This is a genomic window from Paracoccus sp. (in: a-proteobacteria) (assembly GCF_046462195.1).
Lineage (GTDB): Bacteria > Pseudomonadota > Alphaproteobacteria > Rhodobacterales > Rhodobacteraceae > Paracoccus.
On sequence record NZ_JBKGUN010000237.1, the window covers coordinates 1 to 16,199 of the forward strand.

Below are 16,199 nucleotides of genomic sequence, written 5' to 3' on the forward strand. Positions count from 1 at the left end.
TGGGATCGAACCAGTGGCCACTACGATGTCAACGTAGTGCTCTACCGCTGAGCTAACCGCCCGTTCCCTCGAAGCCCATCACGTTTCCTTGCGAAAACCCTTCCGGAACCCCTTGGTCCGCGTGTCTATAACGAGGGTCTTTGGGGGATTCAAGGCCTATCGGCACGAAAAATTTCAGGTTTATATGGGCTCGTCCCGCCGGATGCCGAGGTCTGCATTGTCCCAGCCTGATCCGTCCTATGTCCTGACCCGCCCCGACAGCTGGCTCAGCGGGGTAATCTTTGCTTCGCCGCACTCCGGATGCACTTATCCCGACTGGTTTCTGGAAAACACCCGCCTGCCGATCCCCCTGTTGCGGTCCTCCGAAGATGCCTTTGTCGATCGGCTGATTGCCCCCGCCCTTTGTCACGGTGCCGTCACTTTGTCTGCCTGTGTGCCGCGCTGCATCGTCGATCTGAACCGTGGCGCGGACGAGATTGATCCCCTGGTGGTGCGCGGTGTTCCCCGCCATCCGCTGAACCAGCGCACGCTCGCCGGTCTTGGGGTGATTCCCCGTGTGGTTTCCCAAGGACGGGTCATCCACGACCGCCAGATCGACCGCGCCGAGGCAGAGCGCCGCATCGACGCCTGCTGGCGGCCTTATCATCGGGCCTTGTCAGGGCTAATCGCCGAGGCACGGGCGCGCTTCGGGCAGGCCATCCTGATTGACATGCACTCCATGCCTCATGATGCGCTGTCCCACCTGCAGGGGACGCGTCCCGACCTGGTGCTGGGCAATCGTCACGGCCTGTCCGCGGCGGCGCGGGTCTCTGACGTCGTTTGTGCCGCGGTTGAGGCCGAGGGCTGGACCATCCGCCGCAATTCGCCCTTCTCCGGCGCCTATATCTGCACTGCCTATGGCCGCCCCGCCCAGAACATCCATGTCGTCCAGCTGGAAATCGACCGTTCGCTTTACATGGACGAACCCACCCTGACCCCTCGCCCTGACTTCGACCACTTCGCTGCCCGGATCGAGCGGGTGATCGCTCGCCTCGCCGCGCTGGATGCCGATCAGGCCGGCGGGCGAATCGCTGCTGAATAAGGGAAAGACATGGAGCCGCTGTCCGACATCCCGAGCCAGAACATCGCACTGATCGTCCTGGCTTTCGTGATCTTTCTCACGATCAGCCGCGCGGTGCGCATCGTGCCCCAGTCCGAAAAGTTCGTGGTCGAACGATTTGGCCGGCTGCGGGCGGTTCTAGGACCGGGCATCAACCTCATCGTGCCGTTCCTGGACCGGGTGGCGCACAGGATCTCGATCCTGGAGCGCCAGCTGCCGACCAGCAGCCAGGATGCCATCACGGCCGACAACGTGCTGGTGCAGGTGGAATCCAGCGTCTTTTATCGAATCATCGAGCCGGAAAAGACGGTTTACCGCATCCGTGACATCGACGCCGCGATTGCCACCACCGTCGCCGGCATCGTCCGGTCCGAGATCGGCACGATGGAGTTGGACCAGGTTCAGTCGAATCGCGCACCCTTGATCGAACGTATCCGCGAATCACTGGCCAACGTCGTCGATGATTGGGGCATCGAGGTGACACGGGCCGAAATCCTGGACGTGAACCTGGATGCCGCAACCCGCGCGGCCATGCTGCAGCAACTGAATGCCGAGCGCGCTCGCCGCGCCCTCGTGACCGAGGCCGAGGGCAAGCGCCGTGCGGTCGAACTGGCCGCCGATGGCGAACTGTATGCCGCCGAACAGAGCGCCAAGGCCAAGCGCATCATGGCCGAGGCCGAAGCCTTCGCCACCACGGCCATCGCCGAGGCGATCGAGAAGGGCGGGCTCGAGGCCGCGCAGTATCAACTTGCCCTGCGTCAGGTCGAGGCGCTGGCCGATGTCGCCAAGGGCCAGGGCAAGCAGACGCTGATCCTGCCGGCCTCGGCGCTGGAAGCGTTCACCGATGCCTTCACCCTGCTGAAGGGACGCGGTGCATGACGATGCTGAACGGGTGGTTGTGGCTGGTTGCGGCGCTGGTGCTGGCGGCGGCGGAACTGCTGCTGCCAGGCTGGATCCTCATGGGGATCGCAGGGGCGGTGGGCGTCATGGCGGTGCTGCTTCTGTCGGGTGTCTGGACTGCCGGACTGCCGGTGACGCTGGTCGTGACGGCGGTGCTGTCCGCGGTGATCTGGTTCGCCCTGCGCCGTGTGGCCGGGACACGCGAAGGACAGGTCAGGATCTGGGACCGTGACATCAACGACTGACGCCGGCACAGGATTTCCGGATAACGGCGAACAGGCGTTTCACGGGGCAAAGCTGTTCCTGACCCTCGATGACCGGATGCTGGTCTATCTGCGCGACAACAGACCCGACCTTCCCTTCGCGGGCTTCTGGGACCTGCCGGGTGGCGGGCGCGAAGGGTCCGAAACGCCTGTGGTCTGTGCCCGTCGCGAACTGGCTGAAGAGTTCGGGCTGGATCTTCCTGCCAGACGGCTCACGGGTCATGCCTTTCCCTCGCATGCGGCACCTGGAATGGTGTCCTGGCTCTTTACCGGCACATTGCGCCGATCCGAAATCGCATCGATATGCTTTGGCGACGAGGGTCAGGAATGGTGCATGATGCCGGTTGCCGCCTATCTGACCCATCACCGTGCCGTGCCGCATTTCTGCCGCTGGATTCGCGCCCTGCCTTAGAAGGCGCGGGCAACGCCCTGCACCAGCGGGCGCAGGCTGTCTCCCTTGACGGCCCAGCTGGTGGCAAAGGCGAAGCTGGCGACCGTTTCAAGCCAGAAGACCGGGCGCCATGCGGCCAGACGGTCATCAAGGCCCGCGACCCCCAGCAACGCGATCAACGCGATGCTGCCCAGGATCAGCGCTCCGCACAGGCGATAGATCCGGTTGGAGGCGCGCTTCTCCAGCCCGTCCACCTGTCCCTTGACGAACAGCACGAGGCAGAACATCGCCAGTGCTCCGAAGAACACTCCCGCCGCCATGAAATGGATCATGGCCGACAATGGTGCCCCGATCACGCATTGCAACGCTGTGCAGGGATTGGCTGGACCCGTTGTCGGCAGCAGCGCCACCAGCGCAATCGCAACCGCCGCGGTGCGCGCCATTCCCCGGTCCGTGATCCAGTCCCCTGCGTCAGGGCGGAAGCCCTCATAGCTCCACAGGAACACGGCCTGCGCAATCAGGGTGCCAACAAAGATCTCGCGCATGGGCGAGTAGTAATAGGCCGAGATGCTGCTCCTCAGGCCCCCTTCCTCGAAAATCGAGGCCACCAGCAGCGCGACCGGCAGAAAAAAACCCAACGCCCCGATGGCACGCCGCACCGACAGGAACGACAGGACCAGATCGTTCGACGCTTTCTGCTGCAGTCCCTGCTGGCTCATCCTGCCCCCTGTCTGTCTGGTCACAAACTGTCCGGTGGCGCGGTCGGGGTCAATGCGCGCGGATCTCGGCCAAGATGGCCTGCGCCGCAGCGCGTGGGTCCTGCGCCTGCCAGACAGGCCGGCCGACCACGATGTGATCTGCACCGGCGGCAATGGCGCTGCCCGGAGTCTCGACACGCTTCTGATCTCCAAACGCTGCACCTTGCGGTCGCACCCCCGGCGTCACGATCAGACGCGATCCGGACAAGGCACGGATCGCCTGCGCCTCGCGCGGGGAACAGATGATGCCATCTGCACCGGCCTCGAAGGCCCGGGCCGCGCGTTCGACCGTGATTTCGTGCAGATCGCCCGCCTGCGTCATGCCTGCATCGAGGTCCGCACGTTCCAGCGATGTCAGGATGGTCACGCCCAGGATCTTGAGGCTGCTGCCTGCCGCCCCTTCCTTGGCGGCGCGAATGACATGCGGATCGCCGTGCACCGTGAGGAAATCCAGGTCGAACTGTGCAAGGCCCCGCACAGCGGCCTCGACCGTGGCGCCGATATCGAACAGCTTCATGTCCAGGAAGATGCGTTTCCCATGATCCTGCTTCAGTTCGTTGGCCAAGGCCAGGCCGCCCCCGGTCAGCATCCCCAGGCCGATCTTGTAGAAGCTGACGGCATCGCCCAGCTTTTCCGCCAGATCCAGCCCCGCCAGAGCATTCGGCACATCCATCGCCACGATCAGCCGGTCATCCATCGCCCGTTCCTTTGTCCGCAAAATCGCGGTCTTATGACATACGCGGTGCGTTCTTGAAAGCCGCGCGGAAACACCCAAATCTGCATCATCAGACCCGAATGGGGGCGTGCCGCATCAGGGCGTCCGTTACACGGGGGCTTAAGGAAAAGGAGTTTGCCGATGAACATGGAAAAGTTCACGGAGCGGTCGCGCGGCTTCCTGCAATCCGCCCAGACCATCGCGATTCGCGAAAATCAACAACGCGTCATGCCCGAGCACCTGCTGAAGGCGCTGATGGATGACGACCAGGGCCTGGCGTCCAACCTGATCACCCGCTCGGGCGGTGACGCGCGGCGCGTGCGCGAGGCCGTGGATCAGGCTGTCGCCAAGCTGCCGAAGGTGACTGGTGGCAACGGGCAGGTTTATGTCGATCCCAGCCTGGTGCGTGTGCTGGATGAGGCCGAGAATGTCTCCAAGAAGGCCGGAGACAGCTTCGTGCCGGCCGAGCGCGTGCTGATGGCCTTGGCCATGGTGAACACCAATGCCCGCGATGCGCTGACGGCCGGTGGGGTCAATGCACAGGCCCTGAATGCCGCGATCAATGACATCCGCAAGGGCCGTACTGCCGATTCGGCCAGTGCCGAGGACAGCTATGAGGCGTTGGAAAAATACGCTCGCGACCTCACGGCCGCCGCACGCGATGGCAAGATCGACCCGATCATCGGCCGGGATGAGGAAATTCGTCGTGCGATGCAGGTCCTGTCGCGCCGCACCAAGAACAACCCCGTCCTGATCGGTGAACCGGGCGTCGGCAAGACCGCCATCGCCGAAGGCCTGGCCCTGCGCATCATCGACGGCGACGTTCCCGAATCATTGCGCGACAAGCGCCTGATGGCGCTGGACATGGGCGCGCTGATCGCCGGCGCAAAGTACCGCGGCGAATTCGAGGAGCGGCTGAAGGCCATCCTGAAGGAAATCGAGACCGCTTCGGGCGAGATCATCCTGTTCATCGACGAGCTGCACACTCTGGTCGGTGCGGGCAAGACCGATGGCGCCATGGACGCCGCGAACCTGATCAAGCCGGCCCTGGCGCGGGGCGAACTGCACTGCGTGGGCGCCACGACCTTGGACGAATACCGCAAGTACATCGAAAAGGACGCGGCCTTGGCCCGACGCTTCCAGCCGGTCCTGGTCGAGGAGCCGACAGTCGAGGATACGATCAGCATCCTGCGCGGCATCAAGGAAAAGTACGAGCTGCACCACGGCGTGCGCATCAGCGACGCGGCCCTGGTCGCGGCGGCCCAGCTGTCGAACCGCTACATCACCGACCGCTTCCTGCCCGACAAGGCCATCGATCTGGTCGATGAAGCCGCCAGCCGCCTGCGGATGGAGGTCGACAGCAAGCCCGAGGAACTGGACCAGCTGGATCGCCAGATCCTGCAGCTGCAGATCGAGGCCGAAGCGCTGAAGAAGGAAGACGATGCAGCCTCCAAGGATCGGCTGGAGCGGCTGGAGAAGGACCTGTCCGACCTGCAACAGCAAAGTGCCGAAATGACGGCACGTTGGCAGGCCGAACGCGACAAGCTGCAGGGATCGCGTGATCTCAAGGAACAGCTGGACCGTGCGCGGGCCGAGCTGGACCAGGCCAAGCGCGAAGGCAACCTCGCACGGGCGGGCGAGCTGTCCTATGGCATCATCCCCGGCTTGGAAAAGAAGCTGGCCGAAGCGGACGGCTCGGACGGTGACGGGCTGATGGTCGAAGAGGCCGTTCGCCCCGAGCAGATCGCCGAGGTGGTGGAACGCTGGACCGGCATCCCGACGTCCAAGATGCTGGAAGGCGAGCGCGACAAGCTGCTGAAGATGGAAGAACAGATCGGCAAGCGCGTGATCGGCCAGCAGGAGGCCGTCACCGCGGTCAGCAACGCCGTCCGCCGCGCCCGCGCGGGCCTGAACGACGAGAACCGGCCGCTCGGCTCGTTCCTGTTCCTCGGGCCCACCGGCGTCGGCAAGACCGAACTGACCAAGGCGCTTGCCGAATACATGTTCGACGATGACAGCGCGATGGTTCGTATCGACATGTCCGAGTTCATGGAGAAACACTCCGTGGCGCGGCTGATCGGCGCTCCTCCGGGCTATGTCGGCTATGACGAGGGTGGCGTGCTGACCGAAGCCGTGCGGCGGCGGCCTTATCAGGTGATCCTGTTCGACGAGGTCGAAAAGGCGCATCCGGATGTCTTCAACGTGCTCTTGCAGGTGCTGGACGACGGAGTGCTGACCGATGGCCAGGGCCGGACGGTGGACTTCAAGCAGACGCTGATCATCCTGACCTCGAACCTCGGCTCACAGGCGCTGTCCACCCTGCCCGAGGGATCGGACGCGACCGAGGCGCGTCATCAGGTCATGGAGGCCGTGCGCGCCCATTTCCGTCCTGAATTCCTGAACCGGCTGGACGAGATCATCATCTTCCGACGCCTGTCTCGGGCGAACATGGACGGGATCGTCACCGTGCAGCTGGGGCGTCTGGAACGTCGTCTGGCCGGGCGCAAGATCACGCTGGAACTGGATCACGAGGCGCGCCAATGGCTGGCCGACCAAGGCTATGACCCGGTCTTCGGCGCACGCCCGCTGAAACGCGTGATCCAGCGGGCGCTGCAGGATCCGCTGGCGGAACTGCTGCTGACGGGCGAGGTGCTGGACGGATCGACGGTCCATGTCAGCGCGGGTCCCGACGGCCTGATCGTGGGCAACCGCATCGGCCGCCCCGGACCCAAGCTGGGTGCGGTGGGCGAGGGTCCTCGCCCCGACATTCCCATCCACTGAGATGAAAGGCCCCGGAGCGATCCGGGGCCTTTCCGTATTGCCCTGTGGAAAATTCGAGCGATGACCCTTGGGTCATCCTGCCGGTCGCTGGGGCGGCGCACAATACCTGGACCTGCGGGCGGATCGCCTTTTGCGCTTTGACCTGCCGGTGAGGATCGCGGCCTTGCCCTGTCGACGACGCTGCCGCTGCGCCTTGAAGGACCGTGCGACAAGCAGGGCGCTGCTGTTGATCCGTGCCGCCTTTGTCTGGGCGGCGCAGGGCCAAGTCCTGTCGCCGCGTCACGGCTTGTCCGCAGGCGGGGGGCGCGGCATCGTGCCCCCAACCAAGGAGGACCTCATGCTGCCACCGATCCTGCAGAACCTGCGGATACCTGTCGTCGCCTCGCCCATGTTCATCGTTTCGGGGCCCGAACTGGTCATTGCACAATGCAAGGCAGGCATCGTGGGCAGCTTTCCGGCGCTGAACGCCCGCGAAAAGGACGGCGAGCCGCCGCTGCTGGAGTCATGGCTGGTCCGCATCACCGAGGAACTGGACCGCCACAACCAGGCGCATCCCGACCGGCCCGCCGCGCCCTTTGCGGTGAACCAGATCGTCCACCGGTCGAACGCCCGGCTGGAGCGGGATATCGAGATCTGCCACCGCCACAAGGTGCCGATCTGGATCACCTCGCTGGGCGCGCGGGTCGAGATTAATGAGGCTGCCCATGACTGCGGCGGCATCGCGCTGCATGACGTGATCAACAATGTCTTTGCTCGCAAGGCTATCGAGAAAGGCGCAGACGGGCTGATTGCCGTGGCCGCCGGTGCGGGCGGCCATGCAGGTCCGCAATCGCCTTTTGCGCTGATCCAAGAAATCCGCGAATGGTTCGACGGGCCGCTGCTGTTGTCGGGCTCCATCGCGACAGGACGTGCGGTGCTGGCGGCGCAGGTCATGGGCGCGGATCTGGCCTATATCGGCAGTCCCTTCATCGCCACGGACGAAGCGAATGCCGATGCCGCCTACAAGCAGATGATCGTGGACGGGGGCGCCATGGACATCGTCACGTCGTCGCTGTTCACAGGGGTATCGGGGAATTACCTAGCGCCCTCGATCCGCAATGCCGGTCTGGACCCGGACAATCTGGCACAGGCCGATGCCAGCGCCATGAACTTTGGCCAAGGATCATCCAAGGCCAAGGCCTGGAGCACGATCTGGGGCGCGGGTCAGGGGATCGGCGCGGTGCGGTCCGTCGAACCGGCGGCGGCGCGCATCGACCGGCTGGCAGCCGAATACCAGGCAGCCAAGGAAGCGGTTTCACGCCTCTGACATTTGCGGAACGGCGTTGCGATCCCCATATAGGGACCGAACGGCACCACATCCGTGGAGGAACACTTGGCCTATCAGAAAACCCCCCAAGCGCTGGAGCGCCTGACGCCCGAGCAGTATCGCGTAACGCAGGAAAATGGCACCGAACGGGCCTTTACCGGCGAATACGACCACCATTTCGACGCTGGGCTTTATGTTGACATCGTGTCGGGCGAACCATTGTTCGTCAGCAGCACGAAATACAACTCCGGCTGCGGATGGCCAGCCTTCACCAAGCCTATCGAGGGTAACGTGACCGAGCATCGCGACGTCAGCTTCGGCATGGTGCGTGTCGAGGTGCGATCGAAGCACGGCGACAGCCATCTGGGTCATGTCTTCCCGGACGGTCCGCCCGAGGCTGGCGGATTGCGCTATTGCATCAACTCGGCCTCGCTGCGCTTTGTCCCCAAGGACCGGATGCAGGCCGAGGGTTATGGCGACTATCTGGAGCAGGTCGAGGAGGTCCATCATGACTGAGCGCGCCGTTCTGGCCGGAGGCTGTTTCTGGGGCATGCAGGACCTGATCCGGCGCCTGCCCGGCGTTGTATCGACGCGCGTCGGCTATACCGGCGGTGATATTCCCAATGCCACCTATCGCAACCACGGCACGCATGCGGAGGGGATCGAGATCGTCTTCGACCCCGAGATGATCAGCTATCGCCGGCTGCTGGAGTTCTTTTTCCAGATTCATGACCCGACCACTCCGAACCGCCAAGGCAACGACATCGGTCCCGGCTATCGTTCGGCCATCTATTATGCCGACGAGGCGCAGAAGAGCGTGGCCGAGGATACGATCGCGGATGTGAATGCTTCCGGCATCTGGCCGGGACGCGTTGTGACCGAACTGGAGCCGGTGGGCGATTTCTGGGAGGCCGAACCCGAGCATCAGGATTATCTGGAGCGGTTTCCGAATGGCTATACCTGCCATTTCCCGCGGTCGAACTGGGTGCTGCCCAAACGCGACGCCGCGGAATAGAACCACAGGAAAAACGCCCCGAACAACTTCAGGGCGTTTTTGATACTGTGGCTGGTCAGGCCGCCTTTGGCGGCCGCACGCGGAACACGGCGCAATAAAGCGCAGGAACAAAGACCAGCGTCACTAGCGTGCCGGCAATGATGCCGCCCATCATGGCAAAGGCCATCGGTCCCCAGAACACCTGCCGCGAGATCGGGATCAGCGCCAGCGACGCCGCCGCCGCCGTCAGAAGGATCGGACGCGCCCTGCTGTCGGATGCTTCGAACACGGCTTCCCACTGGCTGCGGCCCTTGTGCAAGAGCTCCTGGATCTCATGGACAAGGATGACCGAATTGCGGATCAGGATTCCGATCAGCGCAAGGATCCCCAGGATCGCGACAAAGCCCATCGGCACACGGAAGGGCACCAGAACCGCAACCACGCCGATCAGTCCCAAAGGCGCCGCGGCAAACACGATCAGCGACAGCCGGAAGCTTTGCATCTGCGCCATGACCAGCACGGCCATGATCAGCAGCATGACCGGCACGACCGCGGCGATCGGCGCCTGGCTTTCGGCCGAAGATTCGACCGCCCCCCCGACCTCGACCCGGACGTCCCCCGGCAGATCCGCCTGATAGCGCGCCACCCGGTCAGCCAGTGCCGCGACAAGGGTGGCAGGCTGGTCATCGGTGGCAATGGCCGCCATCACGGTCACGATCGGCAGCCCGTTGCGCTGCATGACCAGCGGCTGCTCGGTCCCGTATTCCAGCCGCACCAAGGCCGACAGCGGGATCGACCGACCATCCGCCAGGTTCAGCTGCAGGTTCCGGATCGAATCCAGGGACTCGCGGTCGCTGCTCTGGCCCCGGGCCACGACCGGTATCAGAAATATGTCGTCGCGCAACTGGGTCACGCTGATACCGCTGAACAGGGCCGAAAGCGCATTGGCGATGTCCGGGCTGGTCACGCCCAACTGACGGGACTGATCCTGGTCGACCGCCAGGCGGACCATTCGCGCCGGCTCGTTCCAGTCCAGCGCGATGTCACGCAGCCGCGGCTCTTCGGCCATGACGGTTGCAAGGCCCAGTGCGGCATCGCGCGCGGCATCCGCATCGGGTGCGCTGACGCGGTACTGCACCGGCTTGCCGACCGGCGGCCCGATCTCGAGGTTCTTGACATAAATGTCGACGCCCCGGAACGCGTCGACGGCCAACTGGTTCAGGCGCGCCTTGACCCGGTCACGCGCGGCCAGATCGGGTGTCTGGATCACGATCTGGCCCATGTTCGGTCCCGGCGTCGGCACATCCATGGACAACACGAAACGCGGAGCCCCCTGCCCCACATACGAGGTCCAGAACAGCACGTCCTCGTCCTCTCTCAACGTTGCCTCCAGCCGGTCCATATCGGCACGGGTCCGGGCGATAGAGGCATTCTGGCGTTCCGTGACATCCACCAGAACCTCGGTCCGGTCCGAGGTCGGGAAGAACTGCTGCTCCACGAAGCGCATGCCCCAGACCGATGTTGCAAAGATCGCGACGGTGACGACGATGGTGATCCACTTGAAGCGCATGGCCATGCGCAGCAGCCTGTGGAACGCGCGCCTCAGCCGCCCCGGAGCCTTGGCATGATGGCCCATGTTTGCACGCAGAAAGGTCACCCCTAGCAGGGGCGCGAACAGGACGGCCACGATCCACGAGATCACCAGCGAAACGGCGATCACCACGAACAGCGAAAAGGTGAATTCGCCGGCGGCCGAGTTGTTCAGGCCGATCGGGATGAAGCCAGCCACCGTGACCAGCGTACCGGTCAGCATCGGGAACGCGATGGACGTCCAGGCATAGCTGGCGGCGTCGGACAGGCTTTCGCCGATCTCCAGCCGCGAGATCATCGTCTCGATGGCGATCATGGCGTCATCCACCAGAAGCCCCAGCGCGATGATCAGCGCCCCCAGCGAGATGCGCTGCAGCGTGATGCCGTAAAGGTCCAGGATCACGAAGGTGATGGCCAGACACAACGGGATCGTCAGCGTGACGACCAGCCCGGCGCGCAGTCCAAGACTGACGAAGCTGACGATCAGCACGATGCCCACGGCCTCGGCCAGGGCGGTGACGAAATGGCCGACCGCCTCCTCGACCACATGCGGTTGGTCCGCGAACTTGGCCATTTCGATGCCCACCGGCAGGTCGGCCGCGATACGCGTCATCAGGCTGTCCAGTTCCTGCCCAAATTCGAGGATGTTGCCGCCCTGCCGCATGCCGATCTGCAAACCGATCGCGGGCTGCCCGCGATAGCGGAACAGCGTGTCGGGCGGATCGCGATAACCGCGGGTGACGGTGGCCACGTCCCCGAGGTTGAAGAACCGCTCTCCCACGCGCAGGTTCACGGCTTCGATCGAATCCGCATCGTCGAACTGCCCGCCCACGCGCACCAGCACCCGTTCGGGGCCGGCCTCGATCACGCCCGAAGGCGCGATGGCGTTCTGGCCCGCCAGCGTGCCGATCACCTGTTCCTGGTTCAGCCCAAGGGCCGCCAGACGCGCCGAGGAAAACTCGAGGAATATCTGCTCCTGCTGCTCGCCCAGAAGCTCGGTCCTGCCGGCTGCATCCAGCGCCGAGACCTGCCTGCGGATCGCCTCGACCCGGTCGCGCAATTCGCGTGGGGTAAAGCCGTCCGCGGTAAAGGCATAGATGTTGCCGAACACGTCACCGAAATTGTCGTTGAACTGGAACCCCGCGAATTCCTGCGGAAACTCCGGTCGGATGTCCGACATCATCTGGCGCACGCGTTTCCATATTTCGGGAACGGCGGGTCCCCGGGTGGTGGGGTCCAGTTCGACATAAACAACGGCCTGCCCGGGCATGGTGACCGAACGGCTGAAATCCAGTTCGTCCAGTTCCTCCAGCTTGGTCTCGATGCGGGTGGTGACCTGCTTCAGCGTCTCGTCGATGGTCGCGCCGGGAAGGGCGGCGCCGATGACCATCGTCTTGATGGTAAAGTCCGGGTCCTCCTCGCGGCCCAGGTTCAGATAGCTGATCGTACCCGCGATCATCGACACGATCAGCAGGAACCAGACAAAGCTGCGGTGACGCAGGGCCCAGTCCGACAGGTTGAAATTCTTCATTGCTCAAGTCTCCGGCCCACGGGCTGCCCGTCGGTCAAGGAATTGACGCCCCGGATCACGACCTCGTCCCCGGCCTCGAGGCCGGACATGATCGACACACGGCCCCGGAAGGGTACGGCGGCTTCGACGGCGACCCGTTCGACACGCGCGGCCTCGGCCCCCCGCCGGACACGCCAGACATAATGGGTCTCGCTCTCGGTCAGGACCGCCTCGGAGGGCAGCGACAGCGAGGGCGCCTCGGCCGTGCCGAAACGGACCCGCACCAGCGCCCCGATGCGGAACGTCGCCTCGGGAGGCAGGGTCAGGTACAAACGCCGCGTCCGCGTCGCTGTGTCGGCCAGCGGATCGATCCGGTCCAGCACGGCCGTCACCTCCGCCTCCGGCTCGTTCCGGTGCCAGACGCTGAACAGCGCCCCCTGCTCAAGGCCGACCAATGCCGTCTCCGGCAGGTCGATCATCACCTCGCGCAAGTCTTCGGCCGACAGTTGCACGATGGGGGCACCCGCATCCACGACAGCGCCCTGCGCCTCGTAGACGGCGCTGATCACGCCGTCGAACGGGGCGACCAGGCGGGCATAGCCCTCGGCATCCTCGGCCTGCAGCAACTGCGAGCGCGCCTGCTGCAGCGCGGCCGAGGCGGCGGCAGCCGCCTGACGGGCCTGTTCCAACTGCGCGTCCGACGCGACGTTGCGTGCCGCCAGCGCCTCCGTACGTTCCAGCGTGGCGCGGGTCGTGCGGTCCTGCACTTCAGCCGCCTCCAGCGCGGCACGCGCGGCGCGGGTCGAAGCGGCCAGATCCTCGGTCGCCAGTTGTGCCAGAACATCGCCGCGACTGACCGGATCACCCAGATCGACAGGACGAGAGATCATCCGGCCCAAGGTCTGGAAACCCAACGTCACCTGCGTGCGCGATGCGACGGTTCCCGGAAGCGAGCGGGCGTCGGCACCGCGATCCTCGACGATGACGCTGACCACCGGGCGCGGCGCGACCTCTTCCTGTGCATTGGAGGAAAAATCCAGCCATGCCGGCAGGGACTGCGCCGCTCCAGACCCCGCTGCCAGCATCATGGCTGCAACCACCAGTGTCCGCTTCATTGGACACCTGCCGCGGCAGCCCGCACGCGTCGCCCGGGATAAAGCAGCTGCGAGCCCTCGCCCACGACCTGCTGCCCATCCTCCAGCCCTTCCGAAACATAGACCGTCCCGTCGCCGTAATGGCTGATCTGGACCGGCGTCAGCGTCACGGTCCTGTCCTCGCCCACCGTCCACACCGCCGCATCGTCCTCCTGCCGCATCAAGGCGGTCCAGGGAACAACCACGCCTTCCGCCAGCACCCGCCGCAGATGTCCCCTGACCGAGGCACCCAGCAGCGATCTGCCGACCTGTGGCTCGTCAAGACGCGCACGCACCGTCACCGTGCCCGTCATGGGATCGACCAAGGGCGAGACCTCGGTCACCGTGCCGGCCATGACGGGACGCTGGATCTCCAGTGTTTCCAGCCGCACGGCTGCCCCCAGCAGATCGGGCAGCAGGGGATCGTCGGCAACCCGGAACACCGCCTCGAGGCCCTTCAGCGTAGCCAGTGTCAGGACCGGCTGCGCAGCGGTGACGACCTGGCCCGGCGCAACCGACTTGGCCGTGACCACGGCGTCTTCCGGCGCCCGCAGAACAGCGTCCTCCACAGCGCGACGCATCTGTTCGGCGGCGGTTTCAGCCCTCTCCAGCGCACCTTGGGCTTGGGACAGCGCTTCCTCGGCCTGATCGGCCGCAGCGCGCGTGCCCACGCCACGCGCAAGCAGGGCGGCCGCACGTTCACTGGCCTGACGGGCCTGCTCTTCGCCGGCCTGTGCCGCCAGCAGGCCAGCTTCGGCGGCATTCAGCGCCTGATCCTGCTGAACCGAGGCCAGACGCGCAAGGGGCTGACCGGCACGAACCCGATCCCCTTCCTCGACGAGGACCTCGGTCACACGACCACCCTGATTGAAGCCCAGCTGCAACGTGTCGATCGCCTCGATCGATCCGGACAGCTGCAGATCGACCGAAAGGGGCTGCCGTTCTGCCGTGACCATTTCCACAGCCAGGTCATCATTGTCCTGCGCCGCCAAGGGCAGCGCCGTCAGGCAGACCAGCAGACAGGCGAGTTTAAGAGGAATCATTTGGCATGCCCCGAATTGTCCAACGAGGTGTCGCGGCATTCTCTGGGCTTAAACCGTGACTTTGAAAAGACCCGTTCCCTCAGGTCACGGCGGCTTTGTGCCGAAATTCTTCCTTATCCCAAGTTTCGTTGCGCAGGATCCGGGCCAGCGTATCGACGGCCCGGTCCACATCGTTCACGTCGTTGTAGAGCGGGGCAAAGCCGAAACGCAGCACATCAGGGGCCCGGAAATCGCCCACGACCCCTGCGGCGATCAGCGCCTGCATCACGGCATATCCGTGATCATGCCGGAAACCTACCTGCGAGCCGCGATGCGCGGGATCCCGGGGCGAGTTCAGCACCAGCCCCGGGCAGTTCGCCTCGACACCTGCGATGAATGCCTGGGTCAGTTCGACCGAGCGGGCGCGCAGGTCGTCCATCCGCACATCCTCCCAGACGTCCAGCGCCGCATCCAGCGCGGTCATCGCGATGACCGGTGGCGTGCCCACCCGCATCCGTTCGATGCCTTGTGCAGGGCGATAGTCCTGGTCAAAGGCAAAGGGTGCCGCATGGCCCATCCAACCCTGCAGGATCGGCTCGGCCACTTCGGCATGGCGCGGATGGGTCCAGATAAAGGCGGGGGCTCCCGGGCCGCCGTTGAGATACTTGTAGGTGCAGCCCATCGCAAAATCGGCATCCGCACGATGGAGGTCCACATCGACTGCGCCCGCCGAATGGGCCAGATCCCAGATTGCCAGCGCGCCTGCATGATGCGCCCGTTCGGTCAGCGCCGCCATGTCGTGCCGCCGTCCCGTGCGATAATCGACCTCGGTCAGCATCAGGACTGCCAGATTGTCGTCAATGGCGGCCTCGACCTCTTCAGGGGCCACGACGCGCAGCGTCGCACCCAGTGCGCGGGCCAGTCCCTGTGCCACATAAAGATCCGAGGGGAAATTGCCGTTGTCCGACAGGATCACCTTGCGGTCAGGGCGCATCGCCAAGGCCGCGCTGAGGGCCTGAAACACCTTGATCGACAGCGTGTCGCCCATCACGACCTCGCCCGCGCCGGCGCCGATCAGGCGCGCCACCCGGTCACCCACATGGCGTGGCTGGGCATACCAACCGGCCTTGTTCCAACCGGTGATCAGCATCTGGGACCATTCGTCCGCCATCATTCGCGCCACGCGGTCGCGTGCGGCTACGGGCATGGGACCCAAGGAATTTCCGTCCAGATAGGTCATCCCAACGGGCAGGTGAAAGGCGGCGCGTGTCTTGGCAAAGTCGGTCATGTCGGGCTCCCTCTTGACGGCAGGCTATCAGCCGCGTCTGCTGCCCGAAAGAGGGACCGGATGCAGTATCAGATCACCGACTGGGACGACGCCTATGCCAATGGCGCCCATATTCCCGATGCCGACACCTATGTTCCCCGTTGGGCCGAGGCTGCTGCGGATTTTCGTGCCAACCACCGGGCGCAGCCGCTGGGTCGCGGACATCTGTTCCTGCCCGTCAACAGGCCGCAGGGGCTGATGGTCTTCATCCATGGCGGCTACTGGATGCGCTTCCAGCCCGCCGACTGGTCCCATCTGGCAGCAGGGGCGCTGAAGGCCGGATGGGCTTGCGCGCTGCCGGCCTATACGCTGGCGCCCCAAGTCCGCATCGCGCAGATGACGGCCGAGGTTGCGCAGGCGGTGACGGAGGCCGCCGCCCTGACAGATGGGCCGATCGCCTTGTGCGGGCA

Annotated in this window: 14 protein-coding genes and 1 pseudogene; 9 read left to right on the forward strand and 6 right to left on the reverse strand. The window is 64.9% G+C overall.

Annotated features, from left to right (window positions below):
- Positions 1–217: 217 nt before the first annotated feature.
- The 4 genes from ACLHHB_RS14935 to ACLHHB_RS14950 are packed head-to-tail and all read left to right on the forward strand — an operon-like array spanning position 218 to position 2,674.
- Positions 218–1,081 carry an N-formylglutamate amidohydrolase gene (locus ACLHHB_RS14935; protein ID WP_410219073.1) on the forward strand — a complete coding sequence of 288 codons (864 nt, stop codon included), beginning with the start codon at positions 218–220 and terminating at the stop codon, positions 1,079–1,081.
- Positions 1,082–1,090: 9 nt separating this feature from the next.
- Entirely contained in the window at positions 1,091–1,978 is an 888-nt protein-coding gene (locus ACLHHB_RS14940) for an SPFH domain-containing protein (protein ID WP_410219074.1), read from the forward strand.
- Entirely contained in the window at positions 1,975–2,244 is a 270-nt protein-coding gene (locus tag ACLHHB_RS14945; protein ID WP_410219075.1) for a hypothetical protein, read from the forward strand. Before ACLHHB_RS14940 ends, ACLHHB_RS14945 begins: the two co-directional genes overlap by 4 nt.
- Positions 2,228–2,674 (forward strand): NUDIX hydrolase, encoded by a 447-nt coding sequence (locus ACLHHB_RS14950; RefSeq protein WP_410219076.1) that lies wholly within the window; start codon positions 2,228–2,230, stop codon positions 2,672–2,674. Before ACLHHB_RS14945 ends, ACLHHB_RS14950 begins: the two co-directional genes overlap by 17 nt.
- On the opposite strand, the gene ACLHHB_RS14955 is transcribed toward ACLHHB_RS14950, so the two are convergent.
- Entirely contained in the window at positions 2,671–3,372 is a 702-nt protein-coding gene (locus tag ACLHHB_RS14955; protein ID WP_410219077.1) for a DUF998 domain-containing protein, read from the reverse strand. The two genes, ACLHHB_RS14950 and ACLHHB_RS14955, sit on opposite strands and share 4 nt — an antisense overlap.
- Before the next feature lie 49 nt (positions 3,373–3,421).
- The gene (gene pyrF / locus ACLHHB_RS14960) at positions 3,422–4,108 is read right to left on the reverse strand and encodes an orotidine-5'-phosphate decarboxylase (RefSeq protein ID WP_410219078.1); all 687 of its coding nucleotides are present in this window, start codon (positions 4,106–4,108) and stop codon (positions 3,422–3,424) included.
- A 159-nt stretch (positions 4,109–4,267) separates the two neighbouring features.
- Here pyrF and clpB point away from each other — a divergent pair, with 159 nt between their 5' ends.
- The 4 genes from clpB to msrA all read left to right on the forward strand — a co-directional run bounded on the left by clpB (position 4,268) and on the right by msrA (position 9,228).
- The gene (clpB, locus tag ACLHHB_RS14965; RefSeq protein WP_410219079.1) at positions 4,268–6,907 is read left to right on the forward strand and encodes an ATP-dependent chaperone ClpB; all 2,640 of its coding nucleotides are present in this window, start codon (positions 4,268–4,270) and stop codon (positions 6,905–6,907) included.
- A 337-nt stretch (positions 6,908–7,244) separates the two neighbouring features.
- On the forward strand, positions 7,245–8,213 hold the full coding sequence (locus ACLHHB_RS14970; RefSeq protein ID WP_410219086.1) for an NAD(P)H-dependent flavin oxidoreductase: 969 nt from the start codon (positions 7,245–7,247) through the stop codon (positions 8,211–8,213).
- A gap of 66 nt (positions 8,214–8,279) precedes the next feature.
- Positions 8,280–8,729 carry a peptide-methionine (R)-S-oxide reductase MsrB gene (gene msrB / locus ACLHHB_RS14975; protein ID WP_410219080.1) on the forward strand — a complete coding sequence of 150 codons (450 nt, stop codon included), beginning with the start codon at positions 8,280–8,282 and terminating at the stop codon, positions 8,727–8,729.
- Positions 8,722–9,228: a peptide-methionine (S)-S-oxide reductase MsrA gene (msrA, locus tag ACLHHB_RS14980; protein ID WP_410219081.1), complete on the forward strand. Its 507-nt coding sequence runs from the start codon at positions 8,722–8,724 to the stop codon at positions 9,226–9,228. The genes msrB and msrA overlap by 8 nt, the downstream gene beginning before the upstream one ends.
- 55 nt (positions 9,229–9,283) lie before the next feature.
- Here msrA and ACLHHB_RS14985 read toward each other — a convergent pair whose 3' ends face one another.
- From ACLHHB_RS14985 to kynU, 4 genes are all read right to left on the reverse strand, one after another.
- Entirely contained in the window at positions 9,284–12,328 is a 3,045-nt protein-coding gene (locus ACLHHB_RS14985) for an efflux RND transporter permease subunit (protein WP_410219082.1), read from the reverse strand.
- Entirely contained in the window at positions 12,325–13,422 is a 1,098-nt protein-coding gene (locus tag ACLHHB_RS14990; protein ID WP_410219083.1) for an efflux RND transporter periplasmic adaptor subunit, read from the reverse strand. Before ACLHHB_RS14990 ends, ACLHHB_RS14985 begins: the two co-directional genes overlap by 4 nt.
- On the reverse strand, positions 13,419–14,483 hold the full coding sequence (locus ACLHHB_RS14995; RefSeq protein WP_410219084.1) for an efflux RND transporter periplasmic adaptor subunit: 1,065 nt from the start codon (positions 14,481–14,483) through the stop codon (positions 13,419–13,421). The genes ACLHHB_RS14990 and ACLHHB_RS14995 overlap by 4 nt, the downstream gene beginning before the upstream one ends.
- Before the next feature lie 79 nt (positions 14,484–14,562).
- Positions 14,563–15,750 (reverse strand): kynureninase, encoded by a 1,188-nt coding sequence (gene kynU / locus ACLHHB_RS15000; RefSeq protein ID WP_410219085.1) that lies wholly within the window; start codon positions 15,748–15,750, stop codon positions 14,563–14,565.
- A gap of 60 nt (positions 15,751–15,810) precedes the next feature.
- Here kynU and ACLHHB_RS15005 point away from each other — a divergent pair.
- Positions 15,811–16,199 (forward strand): annotated as a pseudogene (locus ACLHHB_RS15005) (alpha/beta hydrolase); the annotation flags it as partial.

Excerpts from the sequence above, each read along its gene's own strand:
- ACLHHB_RS14945 (WP_410219075.1), top strand. The coding sequence starts at position 1,975 with ATGACGATGCTGAACGGGTGGTTGTGGCTGGTTGCGGCGCTGGTGCTG.
- ACLHHB_RS14990 (WP_410219083.1), bottom strand. The coding sequence starts at position 13,422 with ATGAAGCGGACACTGGTGGTTGCAGCCATGATGCTGGCAGCGGGGTCT.
- ACLHHB_RS14970 (WP_410219086.1), top strand. The coding sequence starts at position 7,245 with ATGCTGCCACCGATCCTGCAGAACCTGCGGATACCTGTCGTCGCCTCG.
- pyrF (WP_410219078.1), bottom strand. The coding sequence starts at position 4,108 with ATGGATGACCGGCTGATCGTGGCGATGGATGTGCCGAATGCTCTGGCG.
- ACLHHB_RS14985 (WP_410219082.1), bottom strand. The coding sequence starts at position 12,328 with ATGAAGAATTTCAACCTGTCGGACTGGGCCCTGCGTCACCGCAGCTTT.
- ACLHHB_RS14940 (WP_410219074.1), top strand. The coding sequence starts at position 1,091 with ATGGAGCCGCTGTCCGACATCCCGAGCCAGAACATCGCACTGATCGTC.
- ACLHHB_RS14955 (WP_410219077.1), bottom strand. The coding sequence starts at position 3,372 with ATGAGCCAGCAGGGACTGCAGCAGAAAGCGTCGAACGATCTGGTCCTG.
- msrA (WP_410219081.1), top strand. The coding sequence starts at position 8,722 with ATGACTGAGCGCGCCGTTCTGGCCGGAGGCTGTTTCTGGGGCATGCAG.
- kynU (WP_410219085.1), bottom strand. The coding sequence starts at position 15,750 with ATGACCGACTTTGCCAAGACACGCGCCGCCTTTCACCTGCCCGTTGGG.
- ACLHHB_RS14995 (WP_410219084.1), bottom strand. The coding sequence starts at position 14,483 with ATGATTCCTCTTAAACTCGCCTGTCTGCTGGTCTGCCTGACGGCGCTG.
- clpB (WP_410219079.1), top strand. The coding sequence starts at position 4,268 with ATGAACATGGAAAAGTTCACGGAGCGGTCGCGCGGCTTCCTGCAATCC.